The sequence below is a fragment of the Paraburkholderia strydomiana genome, from assembly GCF_031456815.1.
Taxonomy (GTDB): Bacteria; Pseudomonadota; Gammaproteobacteria; order Burkholderiales; family Burkholderiaceae; genus Paraburkholderia; species Paraburkholderia caledonica.
Genome location: NZ_JAVDVL010000001.1, coordinates 987,880 through 1,005,330 on the forward strand (window position 1 = coordinate 987,880; position 17,451 = coordinate 1,005,330).

The window sequence follows — 17,451 nt, forward strand, 5'->3', positions numbered from 1 at the left end:
GTTGGAGCGACAAGATGAGAAGGCGTAAATGCGGTTTGCGGAACGCGGGGGGACGGTTTTATGCGCCGGTCGGCTCTGACAACGCTCAAACGGCATAAGCGGGAACGCGCGTCATTTTGCCGCGAAACAGGGGACAGAGCCGGTGGGACAATTGGTGCATTACCCCTGACATTGGCTCAGACATGCTTACCTCTACCGCTGCACAATCCGCCCTCGCCGCCGACTCCGCTGCTTCGCCGGGCCCGGCCGTCAGTTCGCCGCCGCAGCAGCGCAGCCGCCGCGCCACGCCGCGGGCCGCCGCTGGACGCACCGGCACCCGCAGCGCCGCGCGCTGCTCCAGCTGTGCGATGCGCCAGCTATGCATGCCACAAGGGTTGGCACCCGACGAGTTGTCCAAGCTCGAAACGCTCATCTGCTCCGCGCGGTCGGTGCATCGCGGGGACACGCTGTACCGCAGCGGCGACAGTTTCGACAACATCTATGCGGTGCGTTCGGGCTCGATGAAAACCGTCATGGCGCATCGGGACGGGCGCGAACAGGTCACCGGCTTGCGGCTTGCGGGCGAGGCGCTCGGCCTCGACGGCATCAGCGACGACCGGCACGCATGCAGCGCGCTGGCGCTCGAAGACAGCACGGTGTGCATCGTTCCCTACACGGCGCTCAAGTCACTGTGCCGCGAAATCGGCTCGATGCAGGAACGCCTGCACAAACTGTTGGGCGAGCAGATCGTGCGCGAAGCGGCCCAGATGATGGTGCTCGGCTCGCTTTCAGCCGACGAACGAGTCGCGGCCTTTTTGCTCGACGTGTCGGAGCGCAACGCTCAACGCGGTTATTCGTCGGCAGAGTTCAACCTGCGAATGACCCGTGAAGACATGGGCAGCTACCTCGGCATGACGCTCGAAACCGTGAGCCGCACCCTGTCAAGATTTCAAAAGCGCGGCCTGATCGACACACAAGGCAAGCACATTCGGATCGTCGATCTGGACGGATTGCGCCACGTTTAGGCTCGGCGCGAGGGCGCGGACCGTGCGGCCGCGTCGTTTGCCACGATTTTCCGGTGGAGTTCGTGCCTTGGCATGGCATCTGCAAGCGGGTACAGTCTTTGTTTAGTCCGTCCCCCCGCAAGGAGACCCGGCGAAATGAACCGCGACCCCGGTCCACATCATCCGCTCGTTCAACGTTTGAGCGACGCGCGTCAAGTTACCGACGCCCTCTTTTCCATCGTCAAGCCCGAGTTCCTGTACGAGAGACCGATCCGTGAACGGCACCGGATTGTGTTCTATATCGGGCACCTCGAAGCTTTCGATCGTAATCTGTTCGACAAGCGCCTGTTCGATCTCCCCGCGTTCGATGAGCAACTCGATCAGCTTTTCGCATTCGGTATCGACCCGGTAGACGGCGGTTTTCCGACCGATCAGCCTGGCGACTGGCCTTCGCTCGATACCGTGCGGCAATACGGGTTGAACACCCGCCGACAGATCGACCGCGAACTGCAGGCGCTTACCGATTCCGCGCGAGTCGAGGCTTCCGGGCAATTGCTCAACGTGGCCATCGAGCATCGATTGATGCACGCCGAGACGCTTGCCTACATGCTTCACCAATTGCCGATCGAGCAGAAGGTGACGGATTTGCGCGAGCCTGTCGTGCACGGTCCGGGGCGCGTGAACAGCCTGTCGCCGATGGTCAGCGTGCCGGCCGGTCCGGCTGTGATCGGCATGCCGCGCGACAGCGGCCGCTTCGGCTGGGACAACGAGTTCGGTGAATTGCACGTGGACGTGCCTGCGTTCGAGATCGACCGCTATATGGTCACGAACGCCGCGTTTTGCGAGTTCATCGAAGCCGGCGGTTATCGCGAGCGGAAATGGTGGACGGAAGAAGACTGGGCCTGGAAGGAAGCCGAGCGCATACAGCATCCCGCGTGCTGGTCGCGACGCGAGGCGAGCGGCGAACGTGGTGAATGGATGCTGCGTACCATGTTTGACGAAGTACCGCTTCCACCCGACTGGCCGGCATACGTGAGCCACGCGGAAGCGAGCGCCTACGCGCGCTGGGCGGGGAAGGCGCTGCCGACAGAAGCGCAATGGCAGCGCGCGGCGCACGGTGCGCCGCATGCGGGCTCCGGCAACTTCGACTTTCGCAGTTGGGATCCGCGTCCGGTCGACGCTTATCCGGACAATGTCAGCGAGTTCGGCGTTGAAGGCCAGTACGGCAACGGCTGGGAGTGGACTTCCACTTTGTTCGACGGATTGCCGGGGTTCGAACCGTTTCCGTTCTATCTGGGTTATTCGGCCAACTTCTTCGACGGCAAGCATTACGTGCTGAAGGGCGGATCGGCGCGCACCGCACAGTGCATGTTACGACCGACATTCCGAAACTGGTTTCAACCACATTACCAGTACGTTTATGCGGGATTTCGGTGCGTGAGGTGATTGGCAAATAAAGCATAAAGCGATTGGTTTGGGCTGACTGCAGCGGCCCCGTCGACAACTGCATCAGTTCCCAACACAGCGTGAGGAAGTGCCATGCGCCGCCCTTTTTCCGCAGTTGTGACGTGTCTCGCCGCAGCAGCGACGCTCCTCGTCGATCCGGCTGCATCGCTAGCCTGCACTCGCGTCGTCTATCTCGGTGACAACGACGACGTTATCACCGCCCGGTCGATGGACTGGAAGCTCGACGTCGCCACTAACCTCTACATCCTGCCGCGTGGCATCGCCCGCACCGGTGAATCCGGTCCGAACTCTCTTAAATGGACGGCAAAATACGGTAGCGTCGTGGCTACCGGTTATGACGTCTCCACCACCGACGGCATGAACGAAAAGGGGCTAGCCGCTCAACTGCTCTGGCTCGTCGAGTCGCAATATCCTCCCTTCGACAAAAACTCGAAACCGGGACTCACTATCGCCGCATGGGCGCAGTACGTGCTGGACAACTTTGCGACCGTCTCGGAAGCCGTAGCTGCGCTTGAGAAAGAGCCGTTCACAATCGTCACCGACAACGTCCCCGGAGAACAGCGCCTCACCACACTGCACCTCGCCATGTCGGACGCGACTGGCGACAGCGCCATCGTCGAGTACATCGGCGGTAAGCAGATCATCCATCATGGTCGGCAGTATCAGGTGATGACCAACTCGCCGACCTTCGACGAGCAGCTTGCACTCAACGAATACTGGAAACAGATCGGAGGCACCGTCTGGCTGCCTGGCACCAATCGCTCTGCTGACCGGTTCGCGCGCGCCTCGTTCTACGTCAACGCGATCCCTAAGAGTGAAGACCCTGCCATTGCACTTGCCAGCGTTTTTAGCGTGATCCGTAACGCGTCGGTGCCGTTCGGGATCACTACCCCCGGCGAGCCCAATATATCGTCCACACGATGGCGCACCGTCGCGGATCACAAACGCATGCTTTACTTCTTCGAATCGGCCCTCACCCCGAGTACTTTCTGGGTCGATCTCAAGAAGGTCGACTTCTCCGCCGGCGCACCTGTCAAACGTCTCGACCTCGGCAAGGATCAGCGCAATACATTCGGCGGCGAAGTCTCCAAGGACTTTCAACGCGCACCCGCGTTTCCCTTCCTCGGCATCGACGCCAGCAAGTCCCGCTGAGGCGTCGCGTTACGGCGTCCATGATTGCCTACGCGCCTTGCTGTGAAGTTACCCGCACTATTGGTCAGCTTGGCCTCCGGCTCGAGATTTAAACGCACGGACTGACCGCCTCGGAAATGACAGGCGAAGCGACGGCTGACTGGAACGTCTGACAGGACGTAGCAGCACGAGCGCATGCGGCCCGGCTATTCAGCCGTCGCCCTGTAAGGCGAAAAACTCCCGATCACGCAGCGGCCGCAGTGCGGAGGCGATTGACGAGAGCTGCCGGAGTGGTATGAAGGACTCAACGGCGTGCCCGTGTTGCGCGGCGCGCTCGCGAGCTTGCAGGGAAGAATTGTCGAAGCGAAGGATGTCGGCTCGCATGCGGTGCTGTTCGTGGAGACGACTGAGATCGGAGTGCGTAGCGACGGTGACAGCCTGATTTATTTCGACCGCAACTTCCACCGCGTGCCGCGCGCGTGGAAAGGCGCGACCGGTCGATGAACGGACCTTGCGCCAGCTGCGATTTGTCATGCGGGCAGCGAGACGCTTACTGCGTCACCAGGGCCAACAGCCGCCGATGCGACTGCCGGTTGACGAGCCCAAGCGGTCCGTCAAAACCCCGTACTTTCGAAGGCCGCTTGCATCCTGAACCATCGGACGGACTCACGCGGAGATGCAGTTCCTTTCCCCAGTCTCGATGCCGGATAGACATGGGCAAACTTGCGGATGATCGTGCTTCGTCGAGGTATTGCCCTGCCGACCGGACGCTTGCCCGACCTCCCGGCATCACTCGCGGCCGCCGCTCAAAGCTGGGCACGAACGCGGTGGATTCGCGAAGTCTGTATCAACTTTAAAAAGGCTTGCAGGATTGGGGAGTTGTCCCCGCGACGATAAAGACAGGACAACTCGATTTCCCGCAACTGTGTCGATCTGAGCGGGCGGTACACAACGCCAGGCAGCCGAAGATTGACTGCCGATTCCGTGGTCACGCAAATGCCGAAACGGCTCGCAACCAATGCGATGCACGTCACCACGTCCTCCACTTCCTGCTCAACACGCAGTTGCACATTCTCGGCGCGAAAAGCAGCGGCCACCTCCTGCGCGAGGCCATGCACGGGTGCGTTGGGATAAAGAATCATTCGCTCGTTGTCGAGATCCCGCAGCGTCACCGACTTCTTCGCGCACAGCCGATGTCCTTCGTACAGCGCAACCAGAAACGGTTCTCTTAGAACCCAATCAACCGCGATATCGGGTTCGTTGGGCACGAGACGATTGAAACCGATCGTGATGCGCCGCTCACGCAGCGCATTAATCTGCTCAGCCTTGGACATATTGTGCAAGCCGATCTTGACCTCTGGCCGTTCGGTATGAAACGCGGCGAGCAGCCGGGGAATGACGTTCAGAATCCCCGAACTGAAAATGCCGACGTCGAGCCGTCCCAGGTAGCCCTGGCCAGCTAATTGAGTCTGTTCCTGCGCACGCCGCGCAAGAGCCAGGATGTTGGGCACCTCTTCCATTAACGCGCGCCCCGCCTCGGTCAGCTCGGCGCCCTTCGTGGTTCGGACGAACAGTTGCGTACCTAGTTCCTGTTCGAGTGCACGGATGTTACGTGTGAGCGGCGGTTGCGCCATGTGCAGACGTTCCGCCGCCCGTCCGAAGTTCGCCTCCTCTGCCAGCGCCATGAAATAGCGCATCTGCTTCAGGTCCATGTTTCCTCCACGTACTGCGCAGGCTCCGATACCCATTCGGTATCAATATGGGTCCAAACGGTATTGGACCGTCATGGCTTGCATCGTACATCATGACCTCGCTCATATCACGTCAGGAAACGAGTCATGCCAATCATCCACATCTCGCTCGTCGAGGGCCGCGACGCGCAAGCCGTCAAGGCGTGCCTTAAGGCAATCGCCCGCACCGTGCACGAAACCCTCGGCGTGCCCCTGGAAAGCATTCGGGTCTTTGCAAACGAGGTGCCCTCGACACACTGGGCAATAGGCGAGCGTACCAAGGACGAACTGGGCTCCCCTGCTCTGGAGAACGGCAAATGACGCCCCTCCTTATCGAGGAAGCCGCTGCTGCGCTTGCAACTGCTCAGCGCAGCGGCAAATACCTCGCGCCGTTGCGCGAAACGTACGATCAACTGAGTATCGACGACGCATACGCGATCCAGCGAGTGAACACCGAGCGTCGACTGGCCGAAGGCCGCCGCGTCGTCGGATGCAAAATCGGCCTCACATCGGTCGCCGTGCAGAGGCAGCTCGGTGTGGACCAGCCCGACTTCGGCATGCTCTTCGACGATATGGGGTATGGCGATGGAGAGCCGATTCCATCATCGATACTCACGCAGCCCAAGGTCGAATCCGAAGTCGCATTTGTCATCGGACGTGACATGACGATGGACAACCCCACTCAGGTCGACGTGCTCAACGCTATCGAGTACGCGCTGCCTGCGCTGGAGATTGTCGGCAGCCGGATCGCGGACTGGAATATTCGCATCACCGACACGATTGCGGATAACGCGTCCTCGTCGGCGTATGTGCTCGGCACCATCCCACGCAAATTGTCTGAATTCGACCTGCGCTTGTGCGGCATGGTGATGGAGCGACGCGGCGAACCAGTATCGGTCGGCGCAGGAGCCGCCTGTCTGGGAAATCCCGTCAATGCGGTTGTCTGGCTGGCCCGGACGATGGCATCGCTAGGCCAACCCTTGAAAGCCGGAGACCTGGTGCTGTCAGGCGCCCTCGGACCCATGGTCCCCGTCGTTCCCGGAGACGTGTTCGAAACTCGCATCCACGGACTGGGGTCCCTGCGTGCCGTATTCGAACCGCTATCAAAAAACGAGGTGCGCTCATGAGCAACATTGCAGAACTCGCCAAGCTGCTCGACGATGCGGCGCTAAACGCAACGGAGGTCACGCGGTTCGATCGCGAGGGCCGTCTGTCACTTGATGAGGCATACCGTATTCAAGCCGAATCGATCCGCCGTCGACTCGACCGCGGTGAACGCCGCGTCGGTGTGAAGATGGGTTTTACCAGCCGGGCCAAGATGGTCCAGATGGGCCTGTCCGATGTGATCTGGGGACGACTGACCGATGCAATGCAGATCGAGGAAGGGACAGCGATTGATCTTTCGCGCTTCATTCATGCCCGCTGCGAACCGGAGATCGCTTTCATACTGAAGCGGCCGCTCGAAGGGAATGTCACGGGACCACAAGCCCTCGCGGCGGTGGAAGCGATCGCTCCGGCGATCGAAATCATCGACTCGCGCTACAAGGATTTCAAGTTCTCGCTGCCAGAAGTGATTGCCGACAACGCGTCCTCTAGCGGTTTTGTTATCGGCGCCTGGTGCGATCCGAAGATCGACTTTTCTAACCTCGGGCTGACAGTGAGCATCGACGGGCGGGTCGTCCAGGTAGGATCCACCGCCGCACTGCTGGGTCATCCTTTACGTTCGCTCGTAGCCGCCGCCCGTTTATCAGCGGAGGCTGGCGAGCCCCTTCAGGCCGGATGGATTGTCATGGCGGGCGGTGCTACGCCGGCGGAGTGGATCAAGCTGGGGCAGTACACGTCAGTCGATATGGAGCAGCTCGGCAGTGTTGGATTTCACGTCGCGGCGTGACCCCAAATCTCGGAGTGGATATGAACGAAAAGGTAAAAGTTGCGATCATCGGTCCCGGCAACATCGGGACCGACCTGATGATAAAGGTGATGCGCAACAGCCAGCACCTCGAAATGGCTGCGATGGTGGGTGTTGACCCGAAATCGGATGGGCTCGCGCGCGCTGAACGGATGGGCGTGGCGACGACAGCGGAGGGGATCGACGGGCTGCTGAAACTCGATGTGTTCAAGAACATCGATATCGTTTTCGACGCCACATCGGCCAGTGCGCACAAGCATCACAACGATGTGCTGCAAAAGCACGGCGTGCAGGTTATCGATCTGACACCGGCTGCGGTTGGTCCATATGTGATTCCGGCGATCAATCTCGAGGCCGAAAATGCGTCCAACATGAACATGGTCACGTGCGGCGGTCAGGCGACGATTCCGATCGTTGCAGCCGTGTCGCGTGTCGCGAAGGTCCACTACGCGGAAATCGTCGCCTCTATCTCGAGCAGATCTGCGGGGCCGGGCACGCGGGCAAACATCGACGAATTCACTGAGACCACGCGTAGCGCAATCGAGACGCTGGGTGGGGCAACTCGCGGCAAGGCAATCATCGTGCTCAATCCAGCGGAGCCGCCATTGATCATGCGCGATACGGTGTTTGTATTGTCCGATCTGGTAGACGTGAACGCGGTTGAGGACAGCGTCGCACAGATGATTACCAGCGTGCAGGCTTATGTTCCCGGATATCGCCTGAAACAGAAGATTCAGTTCGACATCGTCTCGCCGGAAGAGCCGCTGAACGTGCCGGGTCTCGGTGTAAAGCACGGGTTGAAGACGTCGGTATTCCTTGAAGTAGAAGGCGCCGCCCATTACCTGCCCTCGTACGCGGGCAATCTCGACATCATGACGTCGGCGGCGCTCGCGTGCGGCGACATGATGGCGCGCCGACGCCTCGCTGCCGGCGTGGTCCGAGGCCAGAAGGAGCCTATTCAATGACATCGTTCGACAAGAAACTCTATATCTCCGACGTAACGTTGCGTGATGGCAGCCACGCAGTCCGTCATCAATACAGCATTGCCAACGTCCGGGCAATCGCGAGGGCGCTTGATGAGGCCGGTGTCGACAGCATTGAGGTCGCGCACGGCGATGGCATCGAAGGCTCGAGTTTCAACTATGGTTTTGGTGCGCACAGTGATGTCGAATGGATTGCTGCAGCGGCGGAGAGCGTCAAAACCGCGAAGATAGCGACGCTGCTGATTCCCGGCATTGGCACCATCCATGATCTTCGCAACGCATACGATGCGGGCGCACGCGTCGTGCGCGTCGCCACGCACTGCACCGAAGCCGACGTGTCCCGCCAACATCTCGAATTTGCTCGCGAACTCGGCATGGATTCCGTCGGATTCCTGATGATGAGCCACATGACCACGCCGCAGAAACTTGCGATGCAGGCGAAACTGATGGAGCGGTACGGCGCGACCTGCGTCTACGTCGTGGATTCGGGCGGCGCACTTGGCATGGCGGACATCCGGGACCGTTTCCGCGCTTTCAAGGACATATTGGACCCGCAGACCCAGACCGGTATGCATGCACACCATAACCTGAGCCTTGGTGTCGCGAACTCGCTGGTCGCCGTCGAAGAGGGTTGCGATCGCATCGACGCGAGTCTTGCCGGGATGGGTGCAGGCGCAGGAAACGCACCGCTTGAAGTGTTTATCGCCGCAGCTCAACGTCAGGGCTGGAATCACGGCTGCGACCTGTACCGCCTGATGGACGCGGCCGACGATCTGGTGCGTCCGTTGCAGGATCGTCCAGTGCGCGTTGACCGTGAGACGCTGGCGCTCGGCTATGCCGGCGTGTACTCCAGCTTTCTGCGGCACGCCGAACTTGCTGCAAGCAAGTATGGTTTAAAAACAGTCGATATCCTCGTGGAACTCGGCCGGCGCAAGATGGTTGGCGGACAGGAAGACATGATCGTCGACGTGGCTCTGGATCTTTTGAGCCAAGGCGCACACGAGCGTAATAGAAGCGCATTACATCGTGCATAGATATCGGGCCGTAGCAACAGCGCTTGCGATCGGATTATTCGGTCCAATGCCTGCTACGCGGAAATGCTGCAATTGACCGGCGACGAGCCAACGACGATATGTACGAGTTTACAGCCCCTTTTCAAGACCCGTCCGGTTCACCGATTCGTGAGCTGTTCAAGTATCTTGCCGAACCCGGGATGATTTCATTCGCAGGCGGTTATCCAGCTAGCGATCTTTTTGACGTCGACGGTTTGGCATCTGCCCAAAAGCGCGCTTACCGGAATTCGAACCGCTGTCTGCAGTACGGACCGACGGACGGACTGCCTGAGCTAAAGAGTGAGCTGGTAAATCTGATGGCCCGTCGCGGCGTAACCTGCGGTCCGGGCGAACTGCTCGTGACGACGGGTTCCCAGCAAGGACTGGATCTACTGTTGCGCGTTCTCGTCGCACCAGGCGATGTCGTACTCACCGAACAACCAGCTTATCCCGCGACGTTGCAGGCTCTGAAGCTTCAACAAGCCAAGATCGTTACGGCGCAAGTAGATGGCCATGGCCTCGATGTAGACAACCTCGCTGCGCTTCTTGAATCGGGAGCAGTGCCGCGACCGAAGCTGCTGTACACGGTGCCAACTTTCGCGAACCCGACCGGCGCGACCATCACGCGAGAACGACGCATCGCGTTGCTCAAGCTTGCTGTCAAGTACCGGTTCGTTATCGTTGAAGACGACCCATACGGCGATCTGCGTTTTTCGGGAGACACCGTCCCATCAATTCTTGCGTTGACGGCGGAAGTCGAGGGTTCGCGCGACTGGGTGGTTCATTTTGCAAGCCTCTCAAAGATTGTCGCGCCGGGGCTGAGAGTGGGCTGGTCAATTGCGCCGGCTGAAATCACGCGACGTTGTGTCATCGCGAAACAGACGGTGGACCTATGTAGCGCTCCATGGACCCAAGCGATCGCGGCGGAATATCTGGCGGACGGCGCTTTGGAGCGCCATCTGCCGCGCATCACCACGATGTATCGACGCAAGTGTGACGCGCTGTGCAATGAACTGCGCTGGCAACTGGACGATGCCATTCAGTTTCATCAACCCGAAGGCGGGATGTTCGTGTGGGCGCGAATCGAAGGGATCGATTCATCAGAACTCCTCTGGCACGCAATCGAAAACAAGGTCATCTTCGTCCCAGGTAAGGCGTTCTTCGCCGATAAGCTGGACGTAGCATCACTGCGTCTTTCATTCGCTGCCCCCGGCGTTGAGGAGATTCAGGAAGGCGCAAGGCGGCTGAAGCGTGCGTATGAAGCAGCACTCGCAGCGGGCACATCATCGGTCCAATCCTCCGGGTCGTAAAAGAACGGCCGAAGAAGGTTTGATGCGGTGAAGCGGATCTCCGCCCACACGTCGTCGCTCGTTAACATCCGGCCCATCTCGGCCCGCTAGCACAAAAAAACAAGGTGTAAACACGTTTCACCAATAATCCAGATCAACTGTGGAGGTAGACATGCAGGATTACTCATTAAAAAAGAGCCTCAAGCAACGACACATCACGATGATCGCGCTAGGCGGCGTCATCGGCGCAGGCCTGTTCGTCGGCTCCGGCTCCATTATTGCAACCGCCGGCCCCGCGGCGATTCTGTCGTACCTGATCGGGGGCGTGATGGTGACGCTGGTCATGTTCATGCTCGGCGAAATGGCGTCCCGCAATCCTGACAGCGGCTCGTTCTCCACGTATGCGAACAGCTATCTCGGCGAATGGGCCGGCTTCGCGGTCGGCTGGCTTTACTGGTTCAAGTCGATGATTACGATCACCGTGGAGGCGATCCTGCTCGGCGCGATCCTCCACGACTTCCTGCCATGGCTACCGGTCCCGGCTGGCGCGCTGTTCATGCTGATCGCGCTGATGGCGACCAACGCGTATTCGGTGCGCGCGTTCGGCGAAGCCGAATACTGGCTGTCGTTCGCGAAGGTCGCAACGATCATCGTGTTCATGGTGCTTGGCGCGTCGATCCTGTTCGGCCTCCAGCCGGGCATCCCCGCGCCGGGGTTCGTGAACCTGACTGACCACGGCGGCTTCATGCCCAACGGCATTTCGCCTGTGATCTCCGGCGTGATGGTCGTGATCTTCTCGCTTGGCGGCAGCGAAATCGCGGCAGTGGCCGCAGGTGAATCCGAGAACCCGGGCAAGAACGTGGTCCGCGCCATCAAGAGCGTGATCTTACGCGTGATGGTGTTCTACGTCGGCTCGGTGTCGATCCTGATCCTGTGTATGCCTTGGACCGACAAGGCCAATCTGAAATCGCCGTATGTCTCGCTGTTCAGCATGGCGGGCTTCACCGGCGCGGCTGTCGCAATGAAGATCGTGCTCTTCGTGTCGTTCATGTCGGTGATGAACTCGTTCCTGTTCTCCAATTCGCGCATGCTGTTCTCGCTGAGCCAGCGCGGCCATGCGCCCGCGATGTTCGGCCGCACCAACGCAAAGGGCGTCCCGATGAACGCGCTCGTGCTGTGCCTTGCGGTTTGCGTGTCGATCCTCGGCATTCACTTCCTGAGCGGCGGCGACCTGTTCCTGATGCTCGCGAAGAGTAGCGGCGCGTTCGTTATGATCGTGTGGATCTTCATTATCGTCGCGCACTTCGCGATGCGCCGCCAGACGAAGCACGAGCAACGCGACCCGGCTGAGTTCCGTGCGTGGTGTTATCCAGTGTCGAACTGGGTCGCGCTGCTTGCGCTGGTCGCCGTACTCGGGTCGCAGGCATTCAACCCGGAATCGCGCTTCCAGTTCTGGTTCGCGGTATCGACGGCGCTCGCGATCGTCGCGTGGTACTACGTGCGGCGCAGGCATCCGTCGTTCGGGCAGACGTCCGGCGCGAAGGTGCGCTGACATTGCGGCCCCCGGGCGGGCATTCAGCCGAATAGAACGACCTCGTGCGCCATGCCGTTCATGAGCAGGTGTGCGACGGTCGTTCGGACGACCTCGAACGAGTGTTTACCGGCATCTCCAGGTGGGTCGACATGCCTCAAGGAGCCTCTCTCAACGAGCCGACCCTGCCACGCGGATTCAGTCCGTGAAAATTCCACGAGCAAAAGGCCGCAGAGTAAGGCACTGCGTTTCCCGGACTTTAAATAGCCCAATGCGATTTTTGAACTGATTCGTGCCGAACTCAACTCAGCGCTTTCTTTGCAAACTCCTCATTCCAAAGGACGAAAAACGTCATCGAACTTCGAGAGATCGGGCATCTTCATAAGCGGCTGCTGATCGAGCGTGGCGATATACGCTCTCCAGTCCGACATGATGCGGTCCCGCTCGGCGTCCGGGCAATATGGAACGTGGTAACCCACAAACGGCTCGACGACATCGAATCCGACATATCCAAGGGTGCCTTGAAAGAAGTGACGCATCATGCCGCGCACGAGTTCGCCGTGCAATGCGCGTGGACCGAACATATGATCGCGGCCGCCCAGTGTAATCGCAGTCACAGCCCTCTTTCCAACCATGCTGCCGCGCTCATAGATTCGCTTTCCGCCATAAAACGCACCGGATAAGAACACCCGGTCGATCCAGCCTTTCAGTATGGCGGGAGTCGAGAACCAGTAGACAGGAAAAACGAATACCACTGTATCAGCCGCGAGAACCCGGTCCACTTCGCGCACGATCTCGGCATTCAAACTGCCCTGTTTCAGCCCGTGGCGCTGTTCCAGCGAGTAGACCAGGTAGTCGGGATCGGATCGCGACTCGAAGTCGTTCGCTGAAGCGACCGGATTGAAACGTTGTGCATAGAGGTCAGATAGCGTCACCGAGCAAGACCGGCCTTCGAACTCTTCGATAGCCGCGTGAGCCAGTGCCGTGCAGAAAGATTTCGGCTCCGGGTGAGCATGGACGATCAGGACATTATTCATTCGACCTCTCCAGATTGCTTACCGGAATAGCGAACACGATTGGCCGCTTCTGGAATCAGAACGTTCAGCGCCTCGAGTTCGAACAACGCTGCCTGTTTTGCGCTCCGATGCGCACCGTCATCAATCAGTCGCCGTATTTGCCGCATGACGTGAGGCTGTTTGTTCGCGATTTCTGCGGCGTATTCCTGCGCCAGGACGTCGACCTCGGAAGAGTCCGCCAGCCGCGATATAAATCCTGCTGAAAGTGCTTCCTCTGCACCGATCACTCTTGCGGACATAAGCCAGTCGCGCGCACGAATATCTCCCACCCGTCGCGCAAGCAGTGCGCTCGCGCCAGCCTCGGGGACGATACCCAGTCGTGCGAAGGGAAAACAGAATGTCGCGGAATGAGATGCGACGACGTAGTCGGCACTCAGAAGCAAGGTCGCGCCAAACCCTACCGCAGCGCCGCGCACGGCCGCGGTGAACGGCTTATCGAGCCCGAGAAGCGCTGTTATACACCGTATGATCGCGCCATTTTCGGGCTGAGGCCAAAGCGTCGCGAAAGCTCCGATATCATGTCCAGCACAAAAACAGTCGGACGTTCCTTTAATCAGCACGGAGGCAACACGGTCGTCGGACCGGGCCTCGACGAATGCGTCGGCCAGCGCGCTGAACATTGACTCGTCCAACGCATTGCGCTTCTCAGGTCGGTTCAAGCTAATGGACATGACACCGTCGAGCCACTGCACGGAAACATGCTGGTTCATTCGTTTCCTCCTCCTGGTTTATTCATGCGGACGCTCGCCATTGATGCGCAGGAGCCGACAAAGCGGCCAACAACGTATCCCGCTTTGCCATCGCTTCATCAATCGCTCTTTCTTTGACATGCCCGTAACCGCGAATCGAGTCGGGAAGCTTTGCCAATTCGATGCACACGTCCGGCTTATCGGCGAGATGCGTTAGCGCGGTTCTGATCCACAAGCGGTACTCACGGATCAGTGCGCGCTCCCGTCTCCTTTCTGCGGTGTGGCCGAACGGGTCGAATGGTGTTCCCCGCAAGATCTTCAGTCGTGCCAGCAATGGAAAAACGTGGCCGAGCCAAGGCCCAAACTCTTTCTTGATGAGTTCGCCCTTCTCGTTCTTGCGCGATAGCAACGGCGGAGCAAGGTAGTAGCGAATCTTGAAGTCTCCCTCGAACTGGTTTTCAAGGGATTTTTTGAATCCGGGCAACGAGTACAACCGTGCTACCTCATACTCGTCTTTATAGGCCATCAGCTTATACAGGCCCTCGGCAACAGCCAAGATAAACGCCTCTCGCTTGCCGTGCGATCCGACTTGCGCCGCAATCTCACTGACAAAGGTCTCATACTCGCGCGCATAGCGTTCGCTTTGATATGCAGCGAGCAACGACACTCTCGACTGGATCAGTTCGTCCAGCACGACCTTTTTCTTCTGGCGCCAGACAATCACCGATTCGACTTCCTGACCGGCGGCAAAGCGGGCGGGATTCACCGCGAGCCAGCGTCCAATCTGGAATGCCAGCTTGTTCTTCTTGACGGCTTGACCGTTGAGTTCGATCGCGCGCTCAATCGACTCGCGAGCCAATGGGATCAAACCCTGCTGCCACACGAAACCCAGCATGATCGCGTTGGAAAATACTGTGTCTCCCAAATGTCGTCTGGCAATATCCTGCGCGTCGACCCAGTCGACGAAGTCGTCACCGCACACTGACTCCACATGCGATTTCAGTTCCGCCTCAGGCAATTGCCAATCGCGGTTGGCGACAAACGCTGAGGTGGGGGAAGTCTGTCCATTGATAACGACGCGCGTTTTGCCTTTTCTTATTCTCGAGAGCGTGTCGGGCGCCGCCGTCACGACAAGATCGCAGCCAATGATGAGATCCGCTGCGCCCGATGGAATTCGCGACGCGTACATGCGCTCCCGCTTCGATGCTAGTCGCACGTGACTCCACACCGCGCCACCTTTCTGAGCCAGGCCTGCCATGTCGAGAACGGTACATCCATGTCCTTCCAGGTGCGCCGCCATACCGAGCAGATTGCCGATCGTCACGACACCTGTTCCGCCGACACCGTTGATCAAAATGTCCACGGTGTCGGTCATTGGCGGTGAAGCGGGATATGGTAGTTCAGGCCAGTCTGCCATCATGGCTTCAGGCGATTTCTTCGTTTGGCTCGATCGAAGCTTCCCACCCTCGACTGAGACGAAACTCGGGCAGAAACCTTGCACGCATGAGAAGTCTTTATTACAGCTCGACTGATTGATCTGGCGCTTTCGCCCCAACGGCGTGTCGAGCGGCTCGACCGACAGGCAATTGCTTTGGACAGAGCAATCGCCGCAGCCCTCGCAAACATCGCTATTGATCGCAACGCGCTTCGCCGGATCGGGATAAGTGCCTTTCTTCCGGCGACGCCTTTTCTCGCTAGCACAGGTTTGATCGTAGACGAGCACTGACACCCCCTCGTAATCACGAAGGTTGCGCTGCACGGCGTCGAGTTCTGTACGGTCGTGAACGGTGGTCCCCGCTGCGAAAGTAACCCCTTGTATGCGATATTTTTCGATATCGTCGCTGACCACGGCAATTCGTCGCACGCCCTCTGCGGCAACCTGGCGCGTGATGCCGTCGACGGTTAATTCGCCATCGACTGGCTGACCGCCTGTCATCGCAGCGGCGTCGTTATAGAGAATCTTGAAGGTCATCGATACATGCGCCGCGACCGCCTGACGAATTGCGAGCGAACCGGAATGGAAGTAAGTTCCGTCGCCAATGTTCGCGAAGATATGTTTGCGCGTAGAGAACTGCGCCTGGGCGACCCAAGGAACACCTTCACCGCCCATATGCGTATAAGACTCGGTACGACGATCCATCGAGCTCGCCATATAGTGGCAGCCGATACCAGCCGTTGCGCGCGACCCCTCTGGGACGCGAGTAGAAGTATTGTGCGGACAACCGGAACAGAAAAAAGGTTTTCTGATCGCGCCCGCGACGCCCTGTACCCGCCCAACGGCCTCGAGCGCAGCTAAGCGCGCCTCGATCTCCCGCTTCCGCGTTTCAGTCCAGCCCGCTTGCGCTCGCAACCTGGCGACGATCGCGCCGGCAACTTCCACGGGCGTCAACTCATAGTCGCTTCTCAACAGGCAGGCTTCTCCAGAGCGATTCCATTCGCCACCACTCGCTCCACTGCCCTTACCGGAGACGCGAACCAGCGGAAGCCCATTCAATGCATCGGAATAAAGCTCGTCCTTGATTTGCTGTTCGATGATCGGACGCTTTTCCTCGACGACGAGAAGTTCATCGAGGCCTGCCGCGAAGTCTCGGAGAATCGTCGGCTCCAGAGGCCACACCATGCCGATTTTGAGCACAGCCAGGCCATTCTTCTCCACATCGTCGTCACTCAATCCCAGTAACCTGAGCGCCTCCATGACATCGTTGTATGCCTTGCCGGCGCACACGATCCCCAGCTTCGATTTCGGCCCTTTGATCCGAATGGAATTGAGACGATTCGCCCGGCAGAACGCCAACGCCGCAGGCAGCCTTTTGCGTACGATTCGCGGCTCCTGTTCGGCCCATACATCGGGCGAACGGATGTGAAGATCATCGTCGGCGGCAAATTCTTTGTCGGGCAACCGAATGTCGATGCGATGAGGATCGACGTCGGCAACGGCGGACGTTTCGATCACGTCGGACACACATTTCAATCCGACCCACAGTCCAGAATATCGCCCCATTGCGATGCCGAGCACACCAAAGTCGAGATAGTCCTGCACACTCGCCGGATAGAGAACCGGAATGAACGCAGCAATCAATGCCTGTTCGCTCTGATGTCCAAAAGTGGATGACTTGGCAGTGTGATCGTCCGCTGCCGCAACCAGCACACCGCCGAGAGCCGATGTGCCGGCACCGTTGCCATGCTTCAAGGCGTCGCCGCTGCGATCTACGCCCGGCCCTTTGCCGTACCACATCGAAAAGACACCCTCGACCGTGGACTCCTGCGGAAAGAGCGCTAGTTGCTGGGTGCCCCACACCGCGGTCGCCGCGAGATCTTCGTTGATAGCGGGAAGGAACTTGATCTGATGCTGCTTGAGCACAGCTTCGGCTGACCAGAGTGCGGTGTCGAAGCCCGCCAACGGCGAGCCGCGATAGCCGGAAACGAATCCGGCAGTACTCAGTCCGGCGTCATTGTCGCGAATGCGCTGATTGATCATCACGCGAATGAGCGCATGCGAGCCGCTCATGTACGCGTAGCCCCGCTCCTTTCGATACTTGTCATCGAGGCTGACCTCAGAAGTTGGCGCTGTCTCGACTTCGATCACCGGATTGTTCACTGCCGTCTCCTTC

At 59.2% G+C, this 17,451-nt stretch carries 14 protein-coding genes and 1 pseudogene; 11 read left to right on the plus strand and 4 right to left on the minus strand.

Annotated elements, in window-relative coordinates:
• The first annotated feature begins 347 nt into the window (after positions 1-347).
• The 4 genes and pseudogenes from J2W46_RS04435 to J2W46_RS04450 form a co-directional block, all read left to right on the plus strand.
• Complete coding sequence (locus J2W46_RS04435; protein ID WP_088174352.1) at positions 348-1,004, plus strand: helix-turn-helix domain-containing protein; 657 nt, start codon at positions 348-350, stop codon at positions 1,002-1,004.
• Positions 1,005-1,139: 135 nt separating this feature from the next.
• On the plus strand, positions 1,140-2,429 hold the full coding sequence (locus tag J2W46_RS04440) for an SUMF1/EgtB/PvdO family nonheme iron enzyme (RefSeq protein WP_204521899.1): 1,290 nt from the start codon (positions 1,140-1,142) through the stop codon (positions 2,427-2,429).
• 93 nt (positions 2,430-2,522) lie between these two features.
• Complete coding sequence (locus J2W46_RS04445; RefSeq protein WP_087751929.1) at positions 2,523-3,602, plus strand: linear amide C-N hydrolase; 1,080 nt, start codon at positions 2,523-2,525, stop codon at positions 3,600-3,602.
• Between the two features lie 261 nt (positions 3,603-3,863).
• Positions 3,864-4,085 (plus strand): annotated as a pseudogene (locus J2W46_RS04450) (flavin reductase); the annotation flags it as partial.
• A gap of 302 nt (positions 4,086-4,387) precedes the next feature.
• Here J2W46_RS04450 and J2W46_RS04455 read toward each other — a convergent pair.
• Positions 4,388-5,293 carry a LysR substrate-binding domain-containing protein gene (locus J2W46_RS04455; protein WP_310351595.1) on the minus strand — a complete coding sequence of 302 codons (906 nt, stop codon included), beginning with the start codon at positions 5,291-5,293 and terminating at the stop codon, positions 4,388-4,390.
• A gap of 126 nt (positions 5,294-5,419) precedes the next feature.
• Here J2W46_RS04455 and J2W46_RS04460 point away from each other — a divergent pair, with 126 nt between their 5' ends.
• The 7 genes from J2W46_RS04460 (at position 5,420) to J2W46_RS04490 (ending at position 12,096) form a co-directional block, all read left to right on the plus strand.
• Positions 5,420-5,632, plus strand: a complete 213-nt coding sequence (locus J2W46_RS04460) for a tautomerase family protein (RefSeq protein WP_310351598.1) — start codon at positions 5,420-5,422, stop codon at positions 5,630-5,632.
• Positions 5,629-6,438, plus strand: coding sequence for a 2-keto-4-pentenoate hydratase (locus J2W46_RS04465; protein WP_310351601.1), 810 nt, complete (start codon positions 5,629-5,631; stop codon positions 6,436-6,438). The genes J2W46_RS04460 and J2W46_RS04465 overlap by 4 nt, the downstream gene beginning before the upstream one ends.
• A complete protein-coding gene (locus J2W46_RS04470; RefSeq protein ID WP_204521912.1) occupies positions 6,435-7,202 on the plus strand; it encodes a 2-keto-4-pentenoate hydratase in 768 nt (255 codons plus the stop codon). The genes J2W46_RS04465 and J2W46_RS04470 overlap by 4 nt, the downstream gene beginning before the upstream one ends.
• A gap of 20 nt (positions 7,203-7,222) precedes the next feature.
• The gene (locus tag J2W46_RS04475) at positions 7,223-8,185 is read left to right on the plus strand and encodes an acetaldehyde dehydrogenase (acetylating) (protein WP_204521913.1); all 963 of its coding nucleotides are present in this window, start codon (positions 7,223-7,225) and stop codon (positions 8,183-8,185) included.
• A complete protein-coding gene (gene dmpG / locus J2W46_RS04480) occupies positions 8,182-9,237 on the plus strand; it encodes a 4-hydroxy-2-oxovalerate aldolase (protein ID WP_310351605.1) in 1,056 nt (351 codons plus the stop codon). Before J2W46_RS04475 ends, dmpG begins: the two co-directional genes overlap by 4 nt.
• 98 nt (positions 9,238-9,335) lie before the next feature.
• Complete coding sequence (locus J2W46_RS04485; RefSeq protein ID WP_310351608.1) at positions 9,336-10,565, plus strand: aminotransferase-like domain-containing protein; 1,230 nt, start codon at positions 9,336-9,338, stop codon at positions 10,563-10,565.
• A 151-nt stretch (positions 10,566-10,716) separates the two neighbouring features.
• On the plus strand, positions 10,717-12,096 hold the full coding sequence (locus J2W46_RS04490) for an amino acid permease (RefSeq protein WP_310351610.1): 1,380 nt from the start codon (positions 10,717-10,719) through the stop codon (positions 12,094-12,096).
• Between the two features lie 308 nt (positions 12,097-12,404).
• Here J2W46_RS04490 and J2W46_RS04495 read toward each other — a convergent pair whose 3' ends face one another.
• From J2W46_RS04495 to J2W46_RS04505, 3 genes are read right to left on the minus strand one after another with little or no spacing between them, the layout of a single operon-like run.
• Positions 12,405-13,112 (minus strand): NAD(P)H-dependent oxidoreductase, encoded by a 708-nt coding sequence (locus J2W46_RS04495; RefSeq protein WP_310351613.1) that lies wholly within the window; start codon positions 13,110-13,112, stop codon positions 12,405-12,407.
• Positions 13,109-13,861 (minus strand): enoyl-CoA hydratase/isomerase family protein, encoded by a 753-nt coding sequence (locus J2W46_RS04500; RefSeq protein ID WP_310351615.1) that lies wholly within the window; start codon positions 13,859-13,861, stop codon positions 13,109-13,111. The genes J2W46_RS04495 and J2W46_RS04500 overlap by 4 nt, the downstream gene beginning before the upstream one ends.
• 22 nt (positions 13,862-13,883) lie before the next feature.
• Complete coding sequence (locus J2W46_RS04505; RefSeq protein WP_310351618.1) at positions 13,884-17,438, minus strand: indolepyruvate ferredoxin oxidoreductase family protein; 3,555 nt, start codon at positions 17,436-17,438, stop codon at positions 13,884-13,886.
• Positions 17,439-17,451 lie beyond the last annotated feature (13 nt).

What these genes read in the sequence shown, in the direction of transcription:
- J2W46_RS04465 (WP_310351601.1), top strand. Translation starts at nt 5,629, where the DNA reads ATGACGCCCCTCCTTATCGAGGAAGCCGCTGCTGCGCTTGCAACTGCT.
- J2W46_RS04475 (WP_204521913.1), top strand. Translation starts at nt 7,223, where the DNA reads ATGAACGAAAAGGTAAAAGTTGCGATCATCGGTCCCGGCAACATCGGG.
- J2W46_RS04470 (WP_204521912.1), top strand. Translation starts at nt 6,435, where the DNA reads ATGAGCAACATTGCAGAACTCGCCAAGCTGCTCGACGATGCGGCGCTA.
- J2W46_RS04500 (WP_310351615.1), bottom strand. Translation starts at nt 13,861, where the DNA reads ATGAACCAGCATGTTTCCGTGCAGTGGCTCGACGGTGTCATGTCCATT.
- J2W46_RS04490 (WP_310351610.1), top strand. Translation starts at nt 10,717, where the DNA reads ATGCAGGATTACTCATTAAAAAAGAGCCTCAAGCAACGACACATCACG.
- J2W46_RS04435 (WP_088174352.1), top strand. Translation starts at nt 348, where the DNA reads ATGCGCCAGCTATGCATGCCACAAGGGTTGGCACCCGACGAGTTGTCC.
- J2W46_RS04440 (WP_204521899.1), top strand. Translation starts at nt 1,140, where the DNA reads ATGAACCGCGACCCCGGTCCACATCATCCGCTCGTTCAACGTTTGAGC.
- J2W46_RS04495 (WP_310351613.1), bottom strand. Translation starts at nt 13,112, where the DNA reads ATGAATAATGTCCTGATCGTCCATGCTCACCCGGAGCCGAAATCTTTC.
- J2W46_RS04460 (WP_310351598.1), top strand. Translation starts at nt 5,420, where the DNA reads ATGCCAATCATCCACATCTCGCTCGTCGAGGGCCGCGACGCGCAAGCC.
- J2W46_RS04455 (WP_310351595.1), bottom strand. Translation starts at nt 5,293, where the DNA reads ATGGACCTGAAGCAGATGCGCTATTTCATGGCGCTGGCAGAGGAGGCG.
- J2W46_RS04485 (WP_310351608.1), top strand. Translation starts at nt 9,336, where the DNA reads ATGTACGAGTTTACAGCCCCTTTTCAAGACCCGTCCGGTTCACCGATT.
- J2W46_RS04445 (WP_087751929.1), top strand. Translation starts at nt 2,523, where the DNA reads ATGCGCCGCCCTTTTTCCGCAGTTGTGACGTGTCTCGCCGCAGCAGCG.
- dmpG (WP_310351605.1), top strand. Translation starts at nt 8,182, where the DNA reads ATGACATCGTTCGACAAGAAACTCTATATCTCCGACGTAACGTTGCGT.